20 protein-coding genes are annotated in these 23,801 nt (G+C 49.1%); 9 read left to right on the plus strand and 11 right to left on the minus strand.

The genetic code is table 11. The features are described from left to right. The first annotated feature begins 156 nt into the window (after positions 1 to 156). The 7 genes from ACJ2PR_RS04825 (at position 157) to hflX (ending at position 9,733) form a co-directional block, all read left to right on the plus strand. Positions 157 to 1,503, plus strand: coding sequence for a PrsW family glutamic-type intramembrane protease (locus tag ACJ2PR_RS04825; RefSeq protein WP_446860441.1), 1,347 nt, complete (start codon positions 157 to 159; stop codon positions 1,501 to 1,503). A 1,198-nt stretch (positions 1,504 to 2,701) separates the two neighbouring features. Beyond that, on the plus strand, positions 2,702 to 3,469 hold the full coding sequence (locus ACJ2PR_RS04830; protein WP_446860440.1) for a hypothetical protein: 768 nt from the start codon (positions 2,702 to 2,704) through the stop codon (positions 3,467 to 3,469). Positions 3,470 to 3,607: 138 nt separating this feature from the next. After that, on the plus strand, positions 3,608 to 3,859 hold the full coding sequence (locus ACJ2PR_RS04835) for a hypothetical protein (protein WP_446860439.1): 252 nt from the start codon (positions 3,608 to 3,610) through the stop codon (positions 3,857 to 3,859). A gap of 85 nt (positions 3,860 to 3,944) precedes the next feature. After that, positions 3,945 to 5,138, plus strand: a complete 1,194-nt coding sequence (gene mltA, locus ACJ2PR_RS04840; protein ID WP_446876142.1) for a murein transglycosylase A — start codon at positions 3,945 to 3,947, stop codon at positions 5,136 to 5,138. Positions 5,139 to 5,257: 119 nt separating this feature from the next. Next, complete coding sequence (locus ACJ2PR_RS04845) at positions 5,258 to 5,983, plus strand: Uma2 family endonuclease (protein WP_446860437.1); 726 nt, start codon at positions 5,258 to 5,260, stop codon at positions 5,981 to 5,983. A 12-nt stretch (positions 5,984 to 5,995) separates the two neighbouring features. Then, complete coding sequence (locus ACJ2PR_RS04850) at positions 5,996 to 7,915, plus strand: cation:proton antiporter (RefSeq protein WP_446876143.1); 1,920 nt, start codon at positions 5,996 to 5,998, stop codon at positions 7,913 to 7,915. Positions 7,916 to 8,107: 192 nt separating this feature from the next. Next, positions 8,108 to 9,733: a GTPase HflX gene (gene hflX, locus ACJ2PR_RS04855; protein ID WP_446876145.1), complete on the plus strand. Its 1,626-nt coding sequence runs from the start codon at positions 8,108 to 8,110 to the stop codon at positions 9,731 to 9,733. A 70-nt stretch (positions 9,734 to 9,803) separates the two neighbouring features. Here the strand turns inward: hflX and ACJ2PR_RS04860 are convergent, their stop codons facing one another. The 10 genes from ACJ2PR_RS04860 to ACJ2PR_RS04905 all read right to left on the minus strand — a co-directional run bounded on the left by ACJ2PR_RS04860 (position 9,804) and on the right by ACJ2PR_RS04905 (position 20,829). Continuing rightward, positions 9,804 to 10,487 carry a cysteine hydrolase family protein gene (locus ACJ2PR_RS04860; protein ID WP_446876146.1) on the minus strand — a complete coding sequence of 228 codons (684 nt, stop codon included), beginning with the start codon at positions 10,485 to 10,487 and terminating at the stop codon, positions 9,804 to 9,806. An 85-nt stretch (positions 10,488 to 10,572) separates the two neighbouring features. Further along, positions 10,573 to 12,120 carry an ABC transporter ATP-binding protein gene (locus ACJ2PR_RS04865; RefSeq protein ID WP_446876147.1) on the minus strand — a complete coding sequence of 516 codons (1,548 nt, stop codon included), beginning with the start codon at positions 12,118 to 12,120 and terminating at the stop codon, positions 10,573 to 10,575. A 330-nt stretch (positions 12,121 to 12,450) separates the two neighbouring features. Then, entirely contained in the window at positions 12,451 to 12,717 is a 267-nt protein-coding gene (locus ACJ2PR_RS04870; protein ID WP_446867870.1) for a type II toxin-antitoxin system RelE family toxin, read from the minus strand. A 2-nt stretch (positions 12,718 to 12,719) separates the two neighbouring features. After that, positions 12,720 to 12,923, minus strand: a complete 204-nt coding sequence (locus ACJ2PR_RS04875; protein WP_446867871.1) for a hypothetical protein — start codon at positions 12,921 to 12,923, stop codon at positions 12,720 to 12,722. 16 nt (positions 12,924 to 12,939) lie between these two features. Continuing rightward, positions 12,940 to 14,124: a hypothetical protein gene (locus tag ACJ2PR_RS04880; protein ID WP_446876148.1), complete on the minus strand. Its 1,185-nt coding sequence runs from the start codon at positions 14,122 to 14,124 to the stop codon at positions 12,940 to 12,942. A gap of 296 nt (positions 14,125 to 14,420) precedes the next feature. After that, complete coding sequence (locus ACJ2PR_RS04885; RefSeq protein ID WP_446876149.1) at positions 14,421 to 16,481, minus strand: N-6 DNA methylase; 2,061 nt, start codon at positions 16,479 to 16,481, stop codon at positions 14,421 to 14,423. Positions 16,482 to 16,939: 458 nt separating this feature from the next. Next, positions 16,940 to 17,431: a hypothetical protein gene (locus ACJ2PR_RS04890; protein ID WP_446876150.1), complete on the minus strand. Its 492-nt coding sequence runs from the start codon at positions 17,429 to 17,431 to the stop codon at positions 16,940 to 16,942. Between the two features lie 153 nt (positions 17,432 to 17,584). Beyond that, positions 17,585 to 18,532, minus strand: coding sequence for an ABC transporter permease (locus ACJ2PR_RS04895; RefSeq protein ID WP_446867874.1), 948 nt, complete (start codon positions 18,530 to 18,532; stop codon positions 17,585 to 17,587). 18 nt (positions 18,533 to 18,550) lie between these two features. Further along, on the minus strand, positions 18,551 to 19,633 hold the full coding sequence (locus ACJ2PR_RS04900; protein ID WP_446876151.1) for an ABC transporter permease: 1,083 nt from the start codon (positions 19,631 to 19,633) through the stop codon (positions 18,551 to 18,553). A 5-nt stretch (positions 19,634 to 19,638) separates the two neighbouring features. Beyond that, the gene (locus tag ACJ2PR_RS04905; protein WP_446876153.1) at positions 19,639 to 20,829 is read right to left on the minus strand and encodes a BMP family ABC transporter substrate-binding protein; all 1,191 of its coding nucleotides are present in this window, start codon (positions 20,827 to 20,829) and stop codon (positions 19,639 to 19,641) included. Between the two features lie 223 nt (positions 20,830 to 21,052). Between ACJ2PR_RS04905 and ACJ2PR_RS04910 the strand changes: the two genes are divergently transcribed. Next, entirely contained in the window at positions 21,053 to 22,531 is a 1,479-nt protein-coding gene (locus ACJ2PR_RS04910; protein ID WP_446876154.1) for an ArnT family glycosyltransferase, read from the plus strand. After that, positions 22,531 to 22,893: a dihydroneopterin aldolase gene (gene folB / locus ACJ2PR_RS04915; protein WP_446876155.1), complete on the plus strand. Its 363-nt coding sequence runs from the start codon at positions 22,531 to 22,533 to the stop codon at positions 22,891 to 22,893. Before ACJ2PR_RS04910 ends, folB begins: the two co-directional genes overlap by 1 nt. 167 nt (positions 22,894 to 23,060) lie before the next feature. Here the strand turns inward: folB and nfi are convergent, their stop codons facing one another. Further along, positions 23,061 to 23,720 carry a deoxyribonuclease V gene (gene nfi / locus ACJ2PR_RS04920; protein WP_446860427.1) on the minus strand — a complete coding sequence of 220 codons (660 nt, stop codon included), beginning with the start codon at positions 23,718 to 23,720 and terminating at the stop codon, positions 23,061 to 23,063. Positions 23,721 to 23,801: the final 81 nt, after the last annotated feature.

Raw genomic sequence — 23,801 nt, forward strand, 5'->3', positions numbered from 1 at the left:
CTTGGTAACGCTAAAATCGTTAAACTTTCTGTGAGGGTTGGGGCCACAACTGAAAGGGTGTTAAATGTTGGTATAGAATGTTGCCTATACCGCTCCATAGCCTAACATCTTCTACCGGATGCCTCTGGCGTGTGCCAACTGTTGGAATCCGAGACAATGACGGGTGAAGACCTCCCAATTGCTTTCCTGCGCCAACTGCCGTATGGTAGTTCCGCAGAACAAAGACAACCGAGCTATCCACTTTCTACAGAGAACATCATTGCGATCGGGCGAGATCCTCGCTGTCAGATTGTCCTTGATCCGCTTCTCTATGGGTCGGTCTCTCGCCGTCATGTCGAAATTCGCCCCACGACCCGAACGACTGCCAGTGGATTACCGACCTGGTGGGTTTGTGACCTCAACAGCTCTAATGGCACCTTCTTAAACGGGCGACGATTGCGGGGGTGCAAGGTATTAAAGACGGGCGATCGCGTAGGTCTAGGGCAAAATGGCCCTGAGTTTATTTTTGCGTATCAATCGGGCACCGGGTCTGCAAGTCCAGTCAGTCATTCTCCCCAAGCGATCCCCAACCTGTTGCCGATTCCCAGCAGCGTAACGTTTACTCAGCTATTTCCCATTCTTTCAACGGGGCGAGACCTGACCCAGAAAGCTTATTTAGCACCTGCGATCATCACGGTTGCCTTTGTGGTGTCGATGTTTGTGGCGGTGGGCAATGCGATCGTGTTTAACCTTCTCTTGGCGGGCTATCTGGCGCTGGCAGCGTTCTACAGTGTCTACCAGCTTTGTGGTAAGCAGAAGCCGTGGTGGGTGTTTTTGGGAGCGGCGATCGCGATGGTTTTGCTGCTAAGAAGTCCGGTTTTGCCGCTGTTTATTATTATTTTTCGTCAAGTTTTACCAGGGCAAGTGCCTGAGCCGGGTGAGCCGCTCAACCTTCTGGTGCTGCTAATCCGCATGTTTTTTGGGGCAGGTCTGATGGAGGAACTGCTCAAAGTGCTTCCGCTGATTGGCTTTTATCTGTTGGGTCGATCGCTGCCTTCACCCTGGAGAGAGCGGATTGGCATCTGGGAGCCGTTGGATGGCATTCTCTTGGGGGCGGCCTCGGCGATCGGCTTCACCCTACTCGAAACCCTGGGGCAGTATGTGCCTGACATTATTCAAAATACGACTTTGCAGCTTGGAGATGACCCGCGACAGCTAGGATTACAGCTTTTGATTCCTCGGCTGTTGGGGTCGATTTCGGGGCACATTGCCTATAGTGGCTATCTGGGATATTTCATTGGGTTGAGTGTGTTAAATCCTAAACAAAGCTGGCTGATTTTAGCGATCGGCTATCTTACGGCTGCGGCACTTCATGCTTTATGGAATGCAACGGGGTCACTCAGTCCCCTAGTTCTGGCGCTGGTAGGGATTTTGTCTTACGCCTTTTTGGGAGCCGCTATCCTCAAAGCACGCACGTTATCACCAACGCGATCGCAGAACTTTGCTACACGGCTCAGACGGTAAGCTTAGAGCCAATTTTTTAACTGAAGTCAATATGGATTTGATCAACTGTTCTCATTGCTTGCAACGTTGGAAACGCTCCTCAATCCCTACAAGCAAAGAACTTTGAGCGGAGGATCTTGTCTAAAAGTTCCCCAGAGTTGGCAGCTTGGGGGCAGAAGATTTGACGAACGAAGCGAAAAACTCCATCGAATTCACGTAAGATTACACCCTTCAATGGGTTAAATTAGCCCAAAACTTTAGCTTAGTTTTAATTACTTTATCTCTTGATACATTGAGCTATCCTCTATCTGCTTCTTTTAACTTTCTTAAATGGTAGCCATTCAAATAATTTGTAGAAAAACTGTTGTAAAAGTAGTTGCTATAAAGGTTTCAGGTTTTAGAATTTATTGATTAAGAGAAGCGCGATCGACCAACCGTAAACTTTGATTTCATCCCCTTGATCCATTGGAGAAACAAGGTATCTTGTTAATTGAAGCCACAAAGCTTCACCTGGCAGATAAACAGCTACGGTTCAATTAGTAAGAGGTAAAAAACGCTGTTTCACTTAACATCTGTCTCGCTTAGTCTACAACAGCACCTTAACAGAAACCCGATACTTTCTCATCTTGATTAATTGAGAGCAAGGCAACTAATTGATTGACTGGGTGTTTCGATTAGTTCTACTCTATTTACAATTGACCTAACAGAGAAAATCACTCAGGAAGTATGACTTAGGTGCTGTTGTGGTTTTAAATTATTGACGTTCTAATCTATAAAAACTGGCAAAATTTTTGGGACAGGCAGAGGGCAAACCCTTCACTGTCTTTTTTGGTTTTTGGGCGATCGCTAAATTTACTTCACTCGCCACAAATCTCTGAAAAATAGTTGTTTTGTACTAAAAACCCTACTATAATCGTCTACTAACAGACAGCATTGAGGCTTTTCTAAGAAGTTCTCGGCTCTCTACTTTCCTATTTGTGTGGCGGAAAAGAGCATCCCTGATCCAACTCAGCGAGTAATATTGTTGAAATCCAGATTGAAGTCAAATTCAGTTTGGAAAACTTAACAGTGTTGTCCTGTGGACGGTTAAGACGAGTGACCTCATAGACGCGCCGGGGTCTGGTCGGTCAGTTTGTGCTTACGATATCTCTCATCAACGTTTCCAGGCTTGGCAAAGGTCGATTATTCTCGCTCATCAAAACCTTCTTTTTGAATCACTATGTCGATTATTGCCCTAAAAGCCTGGTATCTCCAGGAATATGAGCCAATCCGAGAACTAGAAAAACGTCCTCATGACCTGAGATTGAGCAAAAATAGTCTGCTAAAGTCAGGGCTGCGGGCTGATTTTTTAGAAGACAGCGAAGAAGTAAAAAACTCCCTGTGGTTTCAGCGCTATCTAGAAGGGGAAACGGTCGAGTTTTACATCGAAGGCAGCGGCGGGTATGCGATCTCCAATATTGACCTTCGTAGCCACGAAATTTACTTTTCAAAGCAGGAAGTCATGGCCCATCTAGAGCCGACCATCTTTTTGTGTTACCAGACCGAGTTTTCCGAATCAAGCGAACTGCTCCGCGAAGAATTAAATCGAATCATCGATAGCATTAATCCTCGATCGCGCCTCCCCCTCACTCTTCAAGAATCGCACCGCTTGACTGATGGCCCCGTCCGTTTGACCAGTTCTCTAATGCGATCGATTCGGCAGTGCCTGTTATTTGTTGCAGACGGCACCTCGATCGCCCAGATTCAAGACACGCCACCGTTGTTGATCCCCAGTCCCAAAGTTTGTGTCGAAGTGGGATATGCCTTGCAGAGTAAGCGATCGGAGCAGCTTTTGTTGACTCAGATGGAGCGATCGGACGTACCGGGACAGTTTCCCTTTGACTTGCCAAGCCAAAATCGTCTGGTGTTCAAAGACAAAACTCAGTTACGCAAGCTACTTCCAAAAGCGATCGAAACCCAACTCCAGCGATTCAACCTACTGTCTTAGATAAACCCAAACCTCATCCTTTCGCGAAGCGGATTACCCCCAAAGGGGGAACAGATCATCGAAGACGACCCCTCATCTCTTGTGATTTCTGAACACTTCCAGCCCATAATAGTGTCGTTATGTTTCAGATGAAATGATATGCCTAGAACACCGAGCGAGTTTGCAGTTCATCTATTGCTCGAAGGCGGACATCGCGAAGAAGTGCGGTTTGCCACCATTCAGGATTTTCAGAAGTGGTATAGCGGCGAACTTGTGCCCAAAGCGGCTTCCAACGATTTCATCAGCGTCCCCATCAAGAATATTCAGGGCGAATATATGGTGGTGCGTCCCGCTAAGGTGTTGGGAATTCGCGTTGAGCCACTGTACTCAGGGAGCGTTGATCGCTACTAGTTGGAGGGATGAGGGATGGAGGCTGGAAGGAACCTTGGAGTTTTGGAAACGTCCTGACATTCCTGGCTAAATTGGGTTGGTGAGTATGAGAAATTTGCGAATCGCTGGGATTGATCGACTCCTGGCGTTGTTTTGTTTGGGTGTCTCTGTAACGCTGATCAGTCCGGCTGTCTCGGTTCCCTCGGTTTCGCCCACTCCAAAGGTTCCTGTTCTTCAAAAGCCTGTTGTTCCGCTGCGACCTTCTAAACCTTCAGAGGGATTGGGACTTGATGATCAGCTTTGGGGAATGGGAAGATCTGGAGACCGTAAAGCGTTGTTAACGGCGGTCGATCGTAGCCTTTGGTATCTACAAACGGCTCAGGCAGCAGAGGCTTATCGCAAATATCCGGTGAAAGGCGTGACACGCGATCGGGTAGTTCGCAGTCTGAGAAGATTTCGCCAACTGCTGCTGACAGCTCGTTCTGCCCAAGCGTTACAGGTGGCCGTTCAAAAAGAATTTGTGTTTTATGAATCGGCGGGCAAAGATGGACAGGGAACCGTTGCGTTTACGGGCTATTTTGAGCCTGTTCACACGGCGAGTCGAGTCCCTACCGCAGACTTTCGCTATCCTTTATACCGCTTGCCCTCTAATCTAAAAACGCCTCATCCCACTCGCTTAGAACTGGAAGGCGAAGACGGACTTCAGGGGACAAAGGGGATTTTGCGCGGTTTGGAACTGGTGTGGCTGCGCGATCGCCTCGAAGCTTTTTTGATTCAAGTCCAGGGATCGGCGCGATTGGAGTTAACGGATGGCAGCGTGATGACGATCGGCGTTGCGGGACACACCAACCAAGCGTACACAGGCATCGGACGAGAACTTGTCAAAGACGGCAAACTGCGCCTCGAAGACTTAAATCTACCCAACGTCGTGCAACACTTTGAGCGAAATCCTAGTGACCTCAACGTATATCTACCTCGCAACCGTCGGTTTGTCTTCTTTCGCGACACCAACGGCACACCCGCTACCGGAAGCTTAGGATTTCCTGTGACCGCCGACCGCTCGATCGCCACTGACAAATCCTTGATGCCTCCCGGAGCTTTGGCGCTGATTTCAACTCAAATTCCCAATCGTCAGCTAAACCAGCGTCCCGTCAATCGGTTCGTACTCGATCAGGACACAGGTGGAGCAATTCTCGGAGCCGGACGAGTCGATATTTATACAGGAACCGGGAAAGAAGCAGGCGATCGAGCAGGTCTGATCAACGCCACTGGACAGCTATACTACCTACTCTTAAAGTAAGATCAAGGCTCTTACCGTTGTCTTTTCATCCCTCCTCGCAAAGCGGATTACCCCCAAAGGAGAACAGATCATCGAAGTTCTCCCTCATCCTTCTCAAGCCCAAGGGAAAGGCCCCCTTCATGACTGCCACACAACCCTCCGAACTCACAGTCACAGCCCTGCCTGACCACACGCAATTACCAGAGTCAGACGGAACTTTTGTGAAGAATTTTCAAGAACATCCTCAAAGCAACCTGCTGACCAATTCGATTCGTCCCATCTTGCAGACCCTTCACCCAGATGGGCAATACTGTATCGGGCAAGATTGCGGCATCTACTGGGGACTCACCGATCCTCCCCAAAAAGGAGCCGAGGCCCCCGACTGGTTTTATGTGCCCAACGTTCCCCCGATGCTGAATGGCGTGTTTCGACGCTCCTACGTGCTGTGGCAAGAATATGTTGCGCCGCTAATTGCGCTGGAATTTTCATCAGGAGACGGTAGCGAAGAACGTGACTCGACTCCCATCACAGGCAAATTTTGGGTCTACGAGCAAGCGATTCGGATTCCGTTTTATGGCATTTATGAAGTCCGCAAAGCCTCGATCGACCTCTATCACCTCGTCGAAGGTCGCTATCAGCCAGTTGTCGTCAACGATCGTGGGCATTTTCCAATCCCTCCAATGGGCATCGAGTTGGGCATCTGGCAAGGACAGATTGAAGGGATGGAACTTCCGTGGCTACGCTGGTGGGATGGTGACGGAAACTTGCTGTTAACAGGAGACGAACGGGCGGAACAAGAACGTCAACGGGCCGACCGACTTGCTGAACGTCTACGTCAGTTGGGCATTGACCCCAACGAAGTCTAACTGGGATGCCTTATGCCGATCGATGCCCCGTTAGACCTCACTCTGCAAATCGTCATTACGGTGATTGCTGGAATTGGCGCTCAAGTCATTGCTGAGTACGTCAAGATTCCGGGGATTGTCTTTTTGCTGATGTTTGGCATTTTTTTGGGGCCGAGTGGATTGGGCTTACTACACCCCGATCGCTTTGGAGATGGTTTAGAAGTCCTGGTGGCCCTGCTGGTGGCGGTGATTTTGTTTGAGGGCGGCTTCAATCTGCAACTGAGAGAATTGGGTCGTGTCTCCGGCAGTTTGCGAAATTTGGTGACGATCGGAACGCTGATCACGCTGGTCGGGGGCGGAATGGCTGCCCATTGGCTGAGTGAGTTTCCCTGGTCGATCGCCTTTCTCTACGGTTCCCTAATTGTCGTCACCGGGCCGGTTGTGATCAATTCTCTGCTGCGACAGGTGAAGGTCGATCGCCAGGTGGCAACTCTTCTAGAAGGGGAAGGCGTGCTCATCGATCCCGTCGGCGCAATTCTAGCCGTTGTGGTGCTGAATGTGTTGCTAAACGGCAATCCTGATGCGTTGACCGTCGCGAGTGATCTGGGCATTCGGTTAGGAATTGGGAGTGGCATTGGAGCGATCGGCGGCTGGCTGTTGGGCTTCATCCTTAAACGCGCCACTTTTTTGTCAGAAGACTTAAAGAATCTGGTCGTGCTGGCAGGCTTGTGGGGCTTGTTTGGGGTGGCGCAATTGTTGCGAAGTGAAGCAGGTTTGATGGCGACGGTGATTGCAGGAATTGTCCTGAGAGCGTTTGCCCTGCCAGAAGAACGGTTGCTCAAGCGGTTTAAAGGACAGTTAACAATTTTGGCGGTCTCGGTACTATTTATTTTGCTGTCGGCGGATCTGTCGATCGCAGGTATTTTTGCTTTAGGCTGGGGTGGCTTATTTACCGTTCTCACGCTGATGTTTGTGATCCGGCCCCTCAGCGTTTGGATTTGTACCTGGAATAGCGATCTCAGTTGGCAACAAAAGTTATTTCTCAGTTGGATTGCACCGCGAGGAATTATTGCTGCTTCTGTTGCGTCTCTATTCGCAATTCTATTAACTCAGCGGGGAATTAATGGAGGCGATTCGATTAAAGCTTTGGTGTTTCTGACTATTATTCTAACCGTTGTAATTCAAGCCCTGACTGCTCAATGGGTTGCTAACCTGCTCAACATTAACTCTAAAAATGCGACAGGTGCTGTGATTGTCGGATGCAGTCCTTTAAGTTTGTTAATTGCTCGACTGTTTTTAGAACGAGGCGAATCTGTTGCGCTGATTGATACCGATCCCGAATCGAAATTGCCAGAACTGCACCCCAATCTCAAACTGTTTATTAGTAGCGCGTTGGATACTGATGTGCTGGAGGAAGCAGGATTGTCATCTGTGGGAACGTTTCTCGCCATGACCAACAATGGTGAAGTTAATTTAGTCGTGGCCCAGCGTGCCGCCGAAGAATTCAATCCGCCGAGAGTGCTGGCTGTGTTTCCTGAATCCTCGAATAGTAAGGTACAACAGGCGTTTGACGCTCAAATTTTGCTCAAAACTTGGAATCAGTATTTGATGGATGGAGCCGTCAAACTGGGCGAGACGATTTTGAAAGAAGACGGCTTTGAGCCACAACAAGCGTACTTACGATCGCTCATTCAAACCCAAACTCTGATGCCTTTATTAATGGAGCGCGATCGCTGCCTACAAATCGTACCCGTGGACAGCGAATGGGCAGCGGGTGATCGCCTCATCTACTTATTGCACGACCCCAAACCCAAATTGTTAAAACTCCTGTCAGGCTCAAGCCAACTTCGCTTGACGATCGAAACCCTGTCAGAAGTCGAGGAGATGCCAGAGAAAATTTCAGGAGCAATTTCAGAAACTATTTCGGTCAACGGGGATTTTTTGGATGCTTAGAAATTCTCAAGATACTGAACGTTAGCCCTGCTTCGGATGATTTCGCAAGCAACGATTCATCACGCTGCCTTCAACACTCTCGCTCAACAGATCTAAAATGAAAACAGTTGCGTTTGGCGAGTAGAATTTATCGAGACTGTCTACGGAAATCTTCAGGGACTCAAATCGAGCCAGCTTAAGCAGTTGCAGCGTTTGTATCATCAGCGCTTGCCGGGCGATCGCATCACCACCTCCGAATTTGCCCAACGGTTGGCTGCCATCAGTACCGAAATTAGTCAGCCTGTCTGTACTTACATCAATCGACGCGGGCAGGTGATCAGAGTGGGAGTTGGAACGCCACGTCAGACTCAGATCCCGCCGATCGAACTACCGCGCTATGGAGCCGAGCGGCTGAGTGGAATTCGCTGTGTCGCCACTCAATTGAAATATGATCCCCCCGGAGAATCGGCTCTGACAGCGATGGCGATGCAGCGATTGGATGCGCTGGTGGCGATCACGATGACGGGCGGCGGGTTTGAGCGGCGAGGCGGTGGGGCAACTGGATACGTGAAGGGAGCCTACCTGGCGCATCTCGTGCCTCATCCCGAAGTCAACTGGACAGTTTCGCAACCAATGAGTTTGGACGCGATCGCCGATCAAGATTTGCTTGCTCTGGTCGAAGGGCTGGAGTCAGAATTTCGGCGTGAATACACGGCCCAGCAGGTCGATCGCGATCATGATCAAGTTCTGGTTGTCGGTTTGCAGACTGAGAATATGTCAACCTTGAGCTTTCGAGACGGGCTGGCTGAGTTGGGGCGACTGGTCGAAACCGCAGGCGGCGATGTCTTGCAAACCATCAAGCAAAAGCGTCCTCGTCCCCATCCGCAAACCGTAATCGGGGAAGGCAAGATTCAGGAAATTGCGCTGGCTGCCCAAACGATCGGAGCCAATCTCGTCGTTTTCAACCGTGACCTTTCTCCGGCTCAAGTTCGCAATTTAGAAAATCAGATTGGCGTTCGCGTCGTCGATCGTACAGAAGTCATTCTGGATATCTTTGCACAACGGGCCCGATCGGGTGCCGGGAAACTTCAAGTCGAGTTAGCCCAGCTTGAATATATGCTGCCTCGCTTGACAGGACGCGGACAAGCCATGTCACGACTAGGCGGCGGGATCGGCACCCGTGGGCCAGGGGAAACCAAGTTAGAAACCGAACGACGAGCCATTCAGCGACGGATTGCCCGACTTCAGCAAGAAGTAACTCAACTGCAAGCTCATCGATCGAGGATGCGCCAGCGCAGACAGCATCAAGAAGTGCCCTCGATCGCCGTCGTTGGCTACACCAATGCTGGAAAATCGACGTTACTGAATGCGCTCACCAATGCGGAAGTCTATACGGCTGACCAGTTGTTTGCGACGCTCGACCCGACGACGCGCCGTTTGACGGTGACAGATTCGGTCACGCATGAGTCGATGGCGATGTTGCTGACGGATACGGTGGGCTTTATTCATGAGTTGCCACCTTCGCTGGTTGATGCCTTTCGAGCGACGCTAGAGGAAGTGACGGAAGCTGATGCGCTATTGCATGTGGTCGATTTGTCTCATCCTGCGTGGCAGAGTCAGATCCGATCGGTGATGAAAATCTTGTCAGAAATGCCGATTTCACCCGGCCCCGTCCTGGTAGCGTTTAACAAAATCGATCAAGTGGACGGCGACACCCTTTCTCTCGCTCAAGAGGAGTTTCCGCAAGCCACTTTTATTTCGGCCAGCGATCGTCTAGGGTTAGAAACTCTGAGACAGCGACTCATGCAGCTAGTTCGCTACGCAGTGACTTCAGGCTGATTCAAGAAGGGATGGAGACAGACTCAATTCTTTTTTCATCCCTCATCCCTCATCCCTCATCCCTCATCCCTCATCCCTCATCCTTCCACTCTTTCAATCCTTGCAACACCGAATCTGTGGGTGCCGTCCAACCGACAATGCCACCTTGAGCGCGAACCATTTCAAGCGTCGATTGTTTGAATTCTGGAAAATAGCTTTCGGTCGCATCTTCGACTAAAAGGCACTCGTAGCCGCGATCGTTGGCCTCACGCATGGTCGATTGTACACAGACTTCAGTCGTTACTCCGGTGATCAAAAGATGCGTAATGTTTTGCGCTTGCAACTGAGATTCTAGCGGAGTGTTGTAGAAAGCGCCTTTGCCCGGTTTGGGAATCAAAATTTCACCCGGCAGCGGAGCCAACTCAGGAATGATGGCGTTTCCGGGTTCGCCCAAGACGAGAATGCGCCCCATCGGGCCAACATCGCCGATCGTCAAGTTTCCTTTGCCCCGTTTGAGTTTTGACTCAGGACAATCAGACAGATCCATCTGGTGCCCCTCAAGCGTGTGAAAAATAGGGATTCCCAAGGCCCGACAGCCCTCAAGCAGGCGTTTGAGCGTAGGAACGATCGCTTGAAGTCGGCTCACGTCGTTTCCCAGAATGTCTCCAAATCCGCCTAACTCCATAAAGTCACGCTGCATGTCAATGAGAATCAGCGCCAAGTTGCTGTCTGTGGGCAATAAGTAGTCGTAAGGTTGAGCAGTAATGTAGGGCATAAGAGTAAATGATAAACACAGGCTTCAGCTTGCCCATTATTGAGCATTCAGATTAAAACTCACAGCACCCAACGTTTAGGCAACTTTAGTGACCTGCCATACTGCGACCGATCGAGGCAAAATCAGCCGTATCCGTCTGGCTTTCATACGCAAATTTGCCCTCACTAATCACGACGATGCGATCGGACAGCTTTAGCAGCTCATCTAAATCTTCGCTGACCAAAAGCACGGCGACCCCTCGGTTTCGGGCTTCCAAAATCTCACCGTGAATGTAATCAACTGCCGAGAAGTCAAGACCAAAACACGGATTAGCGGCGATCAGCAGTTTGATGTGGTCTTCAGACAATTCGCGGGCCAAAACGGTGCGTTGGACATTGCCTCCAGACAGGTTGCCGACGGGTGTTTCCGGCGAAGGCGTTTTGATATTGAAGGTGCCAATCAATTTCTGAGCCGTTTCTCGAATTGCCTGAAAGATCAGCATCCACCCTTTGGCTTGAGGGTGGCGATCGAACGTCCGAAAGGCCAGATTTTCAGCAACGCTCATGTGGGCAACGCAGGCATTCTTTAACGGTTCTTCGGGCAGCACAAAGACACGATGCTGATACATTTCTTTGCGAGTGGCGCGATAGACTTGACCGTTGACGAGGATTTGCCCCCCCGTTGCCGGACGCTGCCCCGCCAGCACTTCGACCAGTTCTCGTTGACCGTTGCCAGAGATGCCCGCAATTCCCACAATTTCGCCACTGTTGACGGTGAGATCAACGCCACACACGCCTTCGATCCCATTGTCTTTGTTGGCGCGAATCTCCTGAATTTCTAACACAGGAGCCGCATCAGGATGGACAGTTTTCTCGACTTTTTGAGGCGATCGCTTTTCGCCCATCATCATTTCTGACATATCGGCGATCGTCAGATCTTTGACGCTGCCCTGACCCGCCAGTTTGCCCTTTCTCAAAACAGTAATCTCGTCAACAAAGGCGGTCACTTCTCGAAATTTGTGGCTGATCAGCAAGACGCTCAAATGTCCCGCTGTGACTTCTTGACGAATCAGACCCAACACTTCATCCGCTTCTGCCGGGGTCAAAACTGAGGTCGGCTCATCGAGGATCAGAATTCGACTCTTGAGATAAAGCTGTTTGAGAATTTCTAATTTTTGCTTTTGGCCGGCGGCGAGTTGAGCGACCAGCGCATCCAACGGCACTTTGAAGGGAGCCTGAGACATGAAGGCGTTGAGTTCTTCGTATTCAGCCTTCCAGTTGATGAAGTTGGGGCTTTCGTAGCGAGAGAGAACCAGATTTTCGGCAACCGTCATCGCCGGAACGGAAGTGAAATGCTGATACACCATGCCGATCCCGTATTTTTGAGCATCGCGGGGGCTGGCGATCGTTCTCACTTCTCCCCCAACTCTCACCTCACCGGCCGTCGGCGTATAGAAGCCCATCACACATTTGACGAGGGTACTTTTTCCGGCTCCGTTTTCTCCTAGGAGGGCGTGGAAAGTGCCCGATCGCAGCGTCATCGACACGTTATCCAGCGCGGTCATGGTGCCAAATCGTTTGGTCATGTTGACCACTTCTAACTGAGGCGGCAAATTGAGTTCTTTGGCTTCGGTGGCTTCTAGAGCAGTATTCATAGAAATGACTATAGAGCAGGAGTGGAAAAAGATTTAGATCTTTTTTCTAGGCTATTCAATAATACAGAGTTGAAAACACTTCAACTATCGTGCTTCTAGACAAAAAAAATTGTTTCTGACGATACGAATTCTAAATGCTACCTCTACCGTTACGACTTCAAAGTTTTGATTCATCTACGCCATCAATTTACAGAATTTGTAAACTGGTTGATCAAAACGATCGCTGACTTTAATTTGCTGCTCGATCGTCTTTTGGTCTGAAGCCATTTTTGCGTTTGCTAATCTTTTGTGCAGCGAGGGCACTTGTTTGACCAATCTCTGGGAGGGACGCTAAGGAAAGTATCGGTAAACCTCTTTGCGGTGCAAAACTCTTACAAAGGTAACAATATTTCCGTCAACAGTCAGTCCAATTCTGTAGTCTCTGACCCTAATGCGATAGTAATTGTCTTCGCCCTTGATCTTCTTAAGATTATTCACGTCTTGCAAGGTTTCAGCATTTTCAACTGCTTCGATTTCTGCCCTGATTCCTTCGAGCAGTGCTTGATCTCGAAGCTTGCCTAAATCTTTCTCGAAGCTTTTTCTAAAGGCTACATCCACAATTACGATCCTAAAATTTTAAAAATGGTTTCTCTGCTCACTAACTCTGTTGTTTCACCTTCTGCGATCGCTCCTTGTAACCCAATATCTTCTAGTGCCTCCGCGAGCAGTTCAGAAAATTCCTCTCTATTCTCTTGAAGGACTTCAACGATCGCTGCTTTCAAGATCTCTTTGAGTTCAGTTTGATTAAGACTGATTTCAGACATTGTTCCTCCTTGTGTTTTAGGCATTGAATTCGATGTTCAAAACTTCAAGCTGTTGGTTCATCCACGCGATCGCGCGCTCCTCATCTTCCTCGATCGCTCGTTCTACCCCTGTTTTAGCAATTTCCAACAGTTGTTTCGATTGATAAGCTGCGTGACGAGCAGATTCAACTTTTGCTTGAATTGCGTTGCCTAGCTCATTCATGAGTTCAGCTTTAAAGAGTGGAATCTTAACTTTACGCAAATTGCCGAGACTCAAAAACGGATTTATTTGCCCAGTGCAAGTTTGTTGGATAAGTAGCTTGCCAGCAACAGAGTTAATAAATCCAGCGATGTAGTAAGGGTGAATATCTGCTACAAGTCGGATTAGAGCAACATCTTGATTGATGTTAACTAGCTCGTCGAGATTATCAACGACAGCAGCATTGCCAACCTTTCCTTTGATGGTGAGTAGAACATCTCCCTTCACCAAATGAGTACGAGTTAATTCAGTTGCGTGATGTTGAAGCGTTACTCGTTTCTCAGTGTTGTAGTTAATTCTAAAGTCGTCGATGTGTTCAGCCGTGAGAAACTTAACTTCTCCAATCCCTAAATCGTGGCGTAGGGGTGTTTGACCATTGGTGATCGTGATTAAAAGTTCTTTGAGATGAGCGATTTTTTCAGGCTTGAGTTTATTGAGTTCATCTAAGATCTGGTCGTACCTCGGTTTATAGTGTTCGGCATCACCCCGATCGCACCCGCCCCAGGAATCAGAAAACCGCTTGACTGCAATGGTGTCTTCGATCGGTTGCCAGTCCTTCAACCCAAGCTCCGACAACAGCAACTCTTCAGCTTGTTTATATATATTTTTAGACTGTTCAATTAATTTCTGAGACTGATTAACTAGCTTTCTCAAGTGAAGTTGAAAATCACCTAGTAAAACTGGAATTTTGAATGTACCAACCTCAATCAGATTTAAATTGTATTGTCCTGTTGGTCTAGCAATTCTTCTAACCTGTTGATTGCCATACTTTCCGGCTAAAAAAGAAAACAGATAGTAAGGATCTATAGATTCTTTGTCTTGAATTCTTAAAAGACTCATTGCTTGAGTGATATTTGACTTTGGAAAATCTGAAGCTACGATCGCGGCACGACCAATAACATCCGTTGTAGCACCGACAATATTAATTAATACGTCTTCTGCCTCCAATTCTGTGTTTTGCATTCTTTGGTTGATCTCCTCGTTGATATAGAAAAAGTTTTCTATATCATTATTAGTAAGGATGTTATTCCTAATATCATTGGTTTTGAGGAGGATAGTTCCTTCTTTTAGTGTCTCGTCTCTGTCCGTTGGTGTTGTCCCACTTTTGATGATGCAGAACTGGCTGAACTCAACGCACTTTAAATCATGTAGAACAGAAAGAAAGAATTCTTTATGAAAGAAAGTGCTATCTATCCTAAAGGAATAGCTTTCATTCTCAACAGTTTTGAAATTAACTTCATTTGCTTCTAGCCCATCTGTTACGCCGTTCGATCGTACTTTGCACGATCGAACGGCGTAACAGATGGGCTTTGCCTAAAAAAACTGAGCTTTTCCTTTTTGGCGAACTCAATAAAAGCCTCAGCGATGCCGTCTTCGGTCAGACCATCGTGGTTAAACAAGTCATGATCCACAATTAAATGATCATGACCATCTAGGAAAAACTCACCCGACCCATCCGGCTTTTTCACGTAGATTTTTTCACCCGAATTGTCCTTACCGCTTTTTCGCATCGTCGCAAAAAAGATGTTGTAGTCCTCCACTCTGGGGCACAGCGCCCCCACCTTCGGGTCATCATTCCACTTCTGCACAAACAGTACCGACGTTTTTGTGCCCGTGTGCGGCTTAAACGTGTTGCCATGCAGCCCCACCACCGCCAAAATGCGGCACCGTTCCGCAATCACATCTCGAATGTGTTTATCCGACGAGTTATTAAACCGTCCCTGCGGCAACACCACCGCCATTCTGCCTCCAGGCTTCAGGCAATCCAGATTCCGTTCAATAAACAAAATGTCTCGCCCCATCTTCTCCGCCCGTTTGCCGTTGGGCTTCAGCGCCAGATCATACTTCGCGGTAATCCGTTGCTCTTTAATCTCTCCTGCAAACGGTGGATTCGCCATCACAATGTCAAACTTAAACGCCTTATAGTCGCCCTTCTGCGCCTGATAGCCCCGCAACCGCTTAAACCCATCGTTGTAGACATCGCGCCAGTCATCATCCTTGATGCGTTCTTCCCACATCTCATAATCCAGCGTGTTTAGGTACAGCACATTCGTTTGCCCGTCCCCTGCAATCAGGTTCAGCGTTCGCGCCACCCGTACCGCCTTTTCGTCAAAGTCGATCGCAAACACTTTTTCGGTCACGTAGTCTTCACAAGCAGGCAATTTCTCATCGGCAGTAAACATCGGGTCAATGGTTAACCCTTCATCGCGGTAAATCTGTCGCCACACATAAAACATGGCGTGAACCGGAAAGCCCGACGACCCAGCCGCCGTGTCAATCAGCGATTCATCCGCTTTAGGGTTGAGCATCTTCACGCACATATCAATCACATAGCGCGGTGTGAAGTATTGCCCTTTTTCCCCTTTGCTGGTCTGGTTAATCAAATACTCGAATGCCTCATCTACCACATCCAGATTCGAGTTAAACAGCTTGACGTTCTCTAACGACGAGACGCAGATCGACAAATGGGAAGGACTCAGCGAGATTTTATCCCCGTCCTTAAACACGCCCTGCCATTTCTTTTTAGCGCGATCGAACAACTTCTGAATTTTGGCTCGCAGTTCGCCTTCCGTTTGCCCAGTGTTGCGAAACTCTAGCACCCGCGTCTGACGGCGATTGCCCCGCCCCGACTCCCACTCATCAAACAGCTTGGTAAAAATCAGCTTAAACAGTTCCTCAAAGACATCAACCCCAGCATTTGCAAGCACCTCGTCTTCCATTTCTTGAATCAAGGTCTTCAGCGACTTCTTCTCCGTCACCAGCTTGTCTTTCTTGACTAAATCTTCCAGCGTAAATCGAATATTTAGAACATCTGCCAGCGTTTGATTAGCGTTGGGAATATCGGTAATGTCTTCAAAGTAGTTCGGGTCTTTGCGATGGTAGTGCGAGATCTGATCACCATTCGTCCAAACCGCGATCGGCGACCCTGTAGCATTGCAATAAGAGCGCAACTGGTCTTTGCCGTCCTTCAGCTTCGGCTTTTTCAGTTCCACAATGATATACGGCACATTCGGACGGTCTTTATCCACGATCGCAATGTCTGCCCGCTTTTTCTCCCGGCCAAACGACACCTCATATTCCACCTGAATCCGCCCCACTGGGTAGTGATAGCGCTCAGTCAACACGCGCAAATAAAGCTGCCTCACAACTTCTTCAGGCGTAAGTTTAATTAGCTTGTTTCGCACCAAACAACTTACATGAGGCACATCCCCGTTCTTTGTATGCTTGAAAACGATCGCCTGTTCTAAGTGTTCAATTTCCTCATCTTCAAACTGAGATAGCTTATAGTTAGAGTCTTTGAGAATATCAGCTAAGGTCATGGAACTTTTGTTAGTTGATGCAATTAGTCAAACATCAAGAACCCCAAAGTTTTTTAGAATTCTCCAGTTAGCTGCATCAGTATAGAACCTGACACTCTCAGTAGAGCGACTCGGCCTCTATTTTTTCACCTAAGAAACGCGACGCTTTTGCTTCTTAGAGTGCTTATTCAGTCTTCAAACTCCACCCTTCGAGCTTAGAACTCCACTCTTCGAGCTTAGAACTCAAAAAATAAAGCTCAGAACTCGGAACGTTGAGCTTAGAACTCCACCCTTCGAGCTTAGAACTCCACTCTTCGAGCTTAGAACTCCACCATTTGACCTCAGAACTCGAAACGTCGAGCTTAGAACTCCACCCTTCGAGCTTAGAACTCAGAAAATAAAGCTCAGAACTCGGAACGTCGAGCTTTTTGCTCTAATCTCCAACCTCTGAGCCTCAATTGTCACCCTTAGAGCCTTAATTACTGAGCATCTTTACTAGATGTCGCCGCCTCGGCCTTCGCCTTGCGAGGTTTCCGAGCAAACCGTTGCCCCATCTCACCCACCACCGCATTCAAACCACCCACCTTTCCGCTCGCCTTCGCGTAATTGTAGACCTGCAACGCCGCCTCATAGGCCTCACTCCCCGCTGCCATCGCCGTATCATCCACCAACTCTTGTAGCTGAGACAACGCCACCACGATCGGGTACACAGACTCAAACAATTCCACATCCCGCCTCATCTCATCAAGATCAAACGCACGGGGCAAAAAGTCTGGGTTCTGCGTCGCCACCTCTAGCGCCTTGCTCACAAACGCTCGGCTCTTATCTCCCATCTTCGGCAGGGCTTTTCGCTCCTCCGCCGTCAAATCAACCAAAAACGGCAGCTTCGATTTGATGGTCAAAATTGCCGACATCACCACCTCTCGGTCTGCTTGCGTCAATGCTGCACTGATTCGATTGGCTTTCGTCATAGTAAACATCCCTCATCTTTGACCGTTCTAGAGTTCCCACGCTGCAAAGAATGTGATGTCTAGACTCCTCAAGATGATTCCAAACTCAATCGCAGAGAGTTGAGGCGAAGGGGAATGACTCCGGCAACGGTCGATCGTCGCTAATCCGCATTTCTAAGTAATCGTGCCTAGGGCCCCCGGTGCGCCCGTGAGCGTCTTCTTGGGAGAGCAAGTCACAATCATGATCAGCAATGTCAAGATGTAAGGCGAAGCGTTGAACAAATAATAGCCACCCTCAATACCAACCGCTTGCAAGGCAGGGCCGAGAGACTGCGCTCCCCCAAACAGCATCGATGCCCACAAACACTGAATTGGGTTCCATCGAGCAAAAATCACCAGCGCCACCGCCATCAGCCCCTGACCGCTCGAAATCCGTTCTGACCAGCTACCGGGATAGTAGAGCGACAGATAAGCGCCCCCGATTCCTGCCAAAAAGCTGCCCGCAATAATGCACAGCATCCGCACTTTTTTGACCGAAATGCCCATCGCTAAAGCGGCATCGGGGCTGTCTCCGACGGCTCGAATAAACAACCCCCAGCGCGTCGATTTAAAGAACCAGGCCATGAAAGGGGCAATCAGAATCCCGATCACAAACAGCGGATTGATTCTTAACGCGGCCTCGACCTGAGAAATACTGCTCCACCAGCCCAGAGAGAAGGACGGAAGCTGAGGAGCGGGCGGCTGAATAAAAGGCTTGCCCAAAAAGAATGCTACTCCACTGCCAAAGATGATCATGGCAATGCCCACAGCGACATCATTGACTTTGGGCTGTTGAGACAACCAGGCGTGAATGAAGCCCAACAGCATCCCGGCAAAACCTGCAACTAAGACCCCCAGCCAGGGAGCGATCGCTGCCCCCACTGTTTTTTCACTTAGATAAGACACGCCGTAAGCGCTCATCGCCCCCATTAGCAGCGTCCCTTCTAAACCCAGGTTGATTTTGCCGCTTTTTTCGGTCAGACATTCGCCCAAACTGACAAATAAGAAGGGCGCACTGCCGCGCAAAATCCCCGCCACAATGCCTAACGGAACACCCCACCAGCCGATCGCTTCTGTTGCCATTTCTCCACTCCTAACTTTCTAAACGGTTGCCGAAGACTCGATCTTTGCTTCGCGCTCCTTAAACACGGCAAACCGCCCGTACAATGATTCGCTGTATAGGACAACGAGAAACACTAACCCCTGAAAAACATACACTGTGGCATCGGGCAGATTTAACTGACGCTGAAGAATGCTACCACTAGCGAGAATACCACCGAGCAAAACGGCGACAACGCTGGCAGCGATCGGATTATATCGAGCGATAAATGCGACGAGAATCCCAGCGTAACCATAGTTAGCATTCAAAGATTCATTGGCTCGACCATGAACGGCCGCCACTTCGACCATGCCTGCTAGACCTGCACAAGAGCCTGCTAAAAAGCAGATGGCGACGGTGAGTTTGCCGACGGGCAAGCCTGCAATTCGAGCCGCTTTGACGTTTCCGCCAGCAGTGCGGGCCGCAAATCCAAAAGTAGTACGCTGAATCAAAATGTAAGCGATCACACAGGCAATAATTCCATACAGCAAGCCGTAGTGAATGCGCGTATCGGGCAGCGTCCCCAGTTTGTCAATGTCTGGAATCGGGTAGCTCGACGGCTTGTTAAGCGAACTTGGATCGCGCATCGGGCCAGCCACCAGATGATTAAGCAGGGCGATCGCAATATAGTTCATCAACAGACTGCTAATGGTTTCATTTACCGCTCGATAGTGACGCAGGGCACCCACCGCCGCAATCCATAAACCTCCTGCCAGCATTCCGGCCAGGGCCATCACGGTTTGGACGACGATCGCCGGAGCCGAATTAGCCACAGACAGCCCTGCCGCGATCGCACCAATTCCACCCATGACCAGCGCCCCTTCGTTGCCAATAATCATCAGCCCCAATCGAGCCGGAAGCGCCGTACACAGCGAAGTCAACATCAACGGAGCCGCCCGAATCAACGTATTCTGAAAGGCAAACCAGCTCCCAAATGCCGCTTTGTAAATCGCTGCATACACAGCAAACGGATTCGCCCCCGCCGCCGCGCAAAACAACCCAAACAACACCAGAGAAAAGAGTAAAGCACCGATGGGAATGGCGATCGCTTCAGCAGTCCTGCGCCATTGAGAGTTTGTCAACATAAGTTTTAACTTGCACTACCAATGACACCTGCTGCCAGCCAGTTCACTTTGTCGAGAGCGGGGTCGGTGATTTTGTAGGCTGTGCCCGAAGGGATTTTCACCTGTCCGGCGTTGTCTGCGATCGCGCCTTTATAAACTGAGAGATCTCCACTGGCGATTTTGGCTATCGTATCGTCTGCGTCTTTTTTGGCAGCGTCAGCAACGGCCGACCCATAGGGCGCGAGTTTGACGAATTTTTCTTTGAGACTGCCGCGAATCAGATGGGGAATGCCGCCATTCATCAAGGTTTTGCCTGATTTGATCAGTTCGGCGTAGCTGGTGTAGACGCTTGTCCAATCCCAGGCGGTGCCCGTGAGATAAGACTGAGGAGCGAGCGAAGCCTGAACGGTATGGAAGCCAGAGGTAAAAATTCCGCGTTTTTGGGCGGTTTCGATCACGACTTTGGGACTGTCTACGTGCATCCCGACGACATCGATTCCCTGGTCAGCGAGTGAGTTGGTAGCTTCGGCTTCTTTGACGGGTAGCGCCCAATCTCCTGTAAAAATCACCTTCATTGTGATGTCTGGCTTGACGCTGCGTGCGCCCAACATAAAGCCGTTAATATTTCTGAGCACTGGGTTAATCGGCTTGGCGGCAACAAATCCGAGCTTGCCTGTTTTGGAGGTTTGGGCGGCAATTCGACCCGCTACATATTGCGCTTCATCCACGTCGCCAAAGTAGCTGCCAATGTTGTTGGGTAGTCCTTCTTTCCAAAGTGCGCCACAGTGAAAAAACTGCACATTGGGATAGTCTGCGGCCAGCTTGAGAATATGGGGATCAAAATAGCCAAAGGAAGTTGGAAACAGCACCGTTGCGCCATCTTGCTCGATCATGTTTCGCATGGCTTCTTGCACTTCGGTCGTCTCTGGAACGTTTGCCTGCTCAACAGTTTTTACGCCTGCAATTTTCGAGACTCCTTCTTTGCCTTCTGCGTGAGCCTGATTCCAACCAAAATCGTCCTTTGCGCCGACGTAGAGAAAGCCCATCACAAGCGGCTTGTCAGAAGCGGGACTGGCTCCTGGACTGGTTGGTGTCGAAGCGGTAGGAGTCTGGCTAGAACAGCCTGTCCACAAACGAGATGAAAGCCCAAAGGCAGCAGTGCCCAGCAGTCCGCGAATCACCTGGCGACGGGGGAGGTAAAGCGATCGTCTACTCACAATTTGACTCCTCAAAACAGAAGCGATGGCAGTGTCTAAATAGTGCCGAATAGTGCCGAAACATTATGCAGTCACTGGTCAAATTAGACTATTGGAAAAACTACGATCGAGAAGTAATCGATGTAACAATTTAACAATTCTGAGAACTGCGTCAAGTATATTCAGCAGTTTGTGATCTCCTGGATACGGCTTCTGTAAATCTTACGCCTTATTTGCTTGAATCATGCCGAAATTTTGGTTGTTTTTTTTGATGAGCTTTGTCCTTCTGCGGCTGATCTTCTGGGTTGGAGTGTTTCCAAACCCCGATGAGGCTTACTATTGGCTTTGGGGAAGGCATCCAGCTTTATCTTATTATGATCATCCGCCGTTAAATGCGTGGATTCAAGGCAGTTTTACAGCGCTTTTAGGACGGTCTACTTTTGCGTTGCGATTGCCAAATTTATTCAGTAATGCTGTTCTTTTTTATACCTACTACCGCATTGTTAATTATCTTTATCGTCAGAACACCTGGCATTACGTTTTGTTAACTTTGATGTTGGTTTTGGCATCTCCTTTGTATTTTCTATTTTTATCTTTGGCGTGGCATGACCACTGGTTAATCACATTCTCGCTCGTCTCAATGTATCTGTTCGTGATGTTTCTCGATGGCTATGTCGATCGCCAACCCCAAACCTGGAGACTCTATGGAGCCGCGATCGCACTGGGATGCGCCATTTTGTGTAAATACAATGCTGTTTTTGTGGCATTCGGGTTCATCGCAACGCTGATTGTTGATGGTCGAGTCCGTTCTTTGTGGCGAGATCGTCGGTTGTATGTTGCAGGCGTGCTCGTATCACTTTCGAGTATTCCAATTCTGATTTGGAACGTTTCTAATCAGTTTCAGTCGCTTCAGTATTATGTGGATCGTAGCGTTCAGTCCAGTGATTTTAGTCTTAAGATTGGCCCATTCCTCGCGTTTGTGATTGCTTCGTTTTTTGTGGTGTCTCCTTTTTACTGGAAAGCGTTTTATCGAAGTTTAAAATCTCCGTCTCCTCTAATGCGTGAGAATTCGCTTTATCCGGTAGTTGCGTTCTGGGTGTTTGCCGTTTCGTCTGTTCTATTAACCGTTCTTTCTCTGATTTCTGCTGCGCTCTATTATTGGAACATCACTGCTTATTTGATGCTGTTTCCACTGTTGCCGCCGCTCTTTGCCTCTCGAACGTCCTTTCTGGCTACACAGCTTTACGGACTGTTGTTTGCAGCCTTGTTGACGATTCACTACGGACTGCTGCCGCTATCAGCTTTGGTGAGTCGAGATGCTGATCCGGATTCACGAATGCTGTATGGCTGGAATGAAGTCGCAACCGCTGTGAGAACGCAAGCTGCAACACTAGAAGGAACGCCATTACTCATAACAACCGACTATCGATCGGCTTCCGCACTCGCCTTTCAACTCAACACCACAAACGTAATTGCTCTCTCCGATCGCGTGGATCAGTTCGATTTTTGGGGTATCCCTAGTCACTCGTCAACCCAGGAAAATGCAGTAATTTTGTCGGATGATTGGTTTCCTGTGATGCCAAAGCTGATGGCTCAGTTCGATCGTGTATCAGAGCCAGAAACAGTCTCTATTAAGCGGTTTGGTGTTTGGGTTAAGAATTACTATGTACAAAAGGGCTATCGATTTAAGGGTAGCCATTTGTCCACGGTGAGCAAAAAGTAATGGATTGCATTCAGATCAGTGAGATTCGGGCGTATGGCTACACAGGGGCGCTTCCCGAAGAGCAGGTTTTGGGACAGTGGTTTGAAGTTAACTTAACGCTCTGGTTCGATTTGTCACTCTCTGGTCAGAGTGATCGTCTTCAAGACACGCTCGATTATTGTGATGTAATTGAGGGCGTTCAGAAAATTGTCAGAGCGTCTCGGTTTACGCTGCTAGAACGGATGGCGACTGTAATTGCCGAATTGGTTTTGGGGTTCGATCGCGTCGATCAGGTGCGCGTCAATTTAGTCAAACTTGCGGCTCCGATTCCTGATTTTGGCGGCAAGATTGCGATCGACATCACGCGGAAAAAAGTAGCGTAGTCATCAAAAAACCCCGATGGATGAATTCATCTCAACGGGGCAAAGACGCAGTTAGGAGGTATCTTTTCATTTACATTAATCAAAGAAATTAAAGAGTGTCTTTCTCTTAACAAGTTCTTAAGACACAAGTTCTTAAGACACAAGTTCTCAAGACGTGCAGCGCTTATTCAACCCGATGCCAACTTGTGGGCAACGCGAGTCGTCTCAGGCAAACGATACTTGGGAGTACAGCCCATCACATAAGCGATCGCAGTCTCCAAACTGATCCGATGTCCCGATGAAATAAACAAAGGAAGAGTGCCCGGACGAGTCCGCAAAACTGCGCCAATGCGATCGCCTTTATCCAGAAGTGGTTGCCACGCCCCACGCTCATCGGGAACCTCTGCAAACTTGCCCACGAGTCGAGACTTTGCGACTCCGATCGTCGGTAACCCCGTCAACACCCCCAAATGACAGGCAATCCCAAACCGTCGAGGATGGGCGATTCCCTGACCGTCACACAGCAGCAAATCCGGCACAATCTGAATTTTTTCTAACGCATCCAGCACCGCAGGCACTTCTCGAAACGACAGAAACCCCGGAATATAAGGAAACGCTGTCGGACGGCGAGCGATCGCCTGATCACACACCTGCAATTCTGGATAACTCAAAACCGCCACCGCCGCACGAGTCACCGCCCCCTCTTCTTCAAATCCCACATCCACCCCCGCCACAAACCGCACCGCCCCAAATCGGTCGATCGTCACCACCTCCCCCCGCAACCGTTGCTGAATCACGATCGCCTCCTCCGCCGTCAGCACCCACTCATGTCCATGCTCAATCTTCATCCCTCATCCCTCATCCCTCATCCCTCATCCCTCATCCCTCATCCCTCCCCGCGCAGCGGAACAAAGTTCTCCCTCGCCCTC

This window comes from Phormidesmis sp. 146-33 (assembly GCF_052939515.1).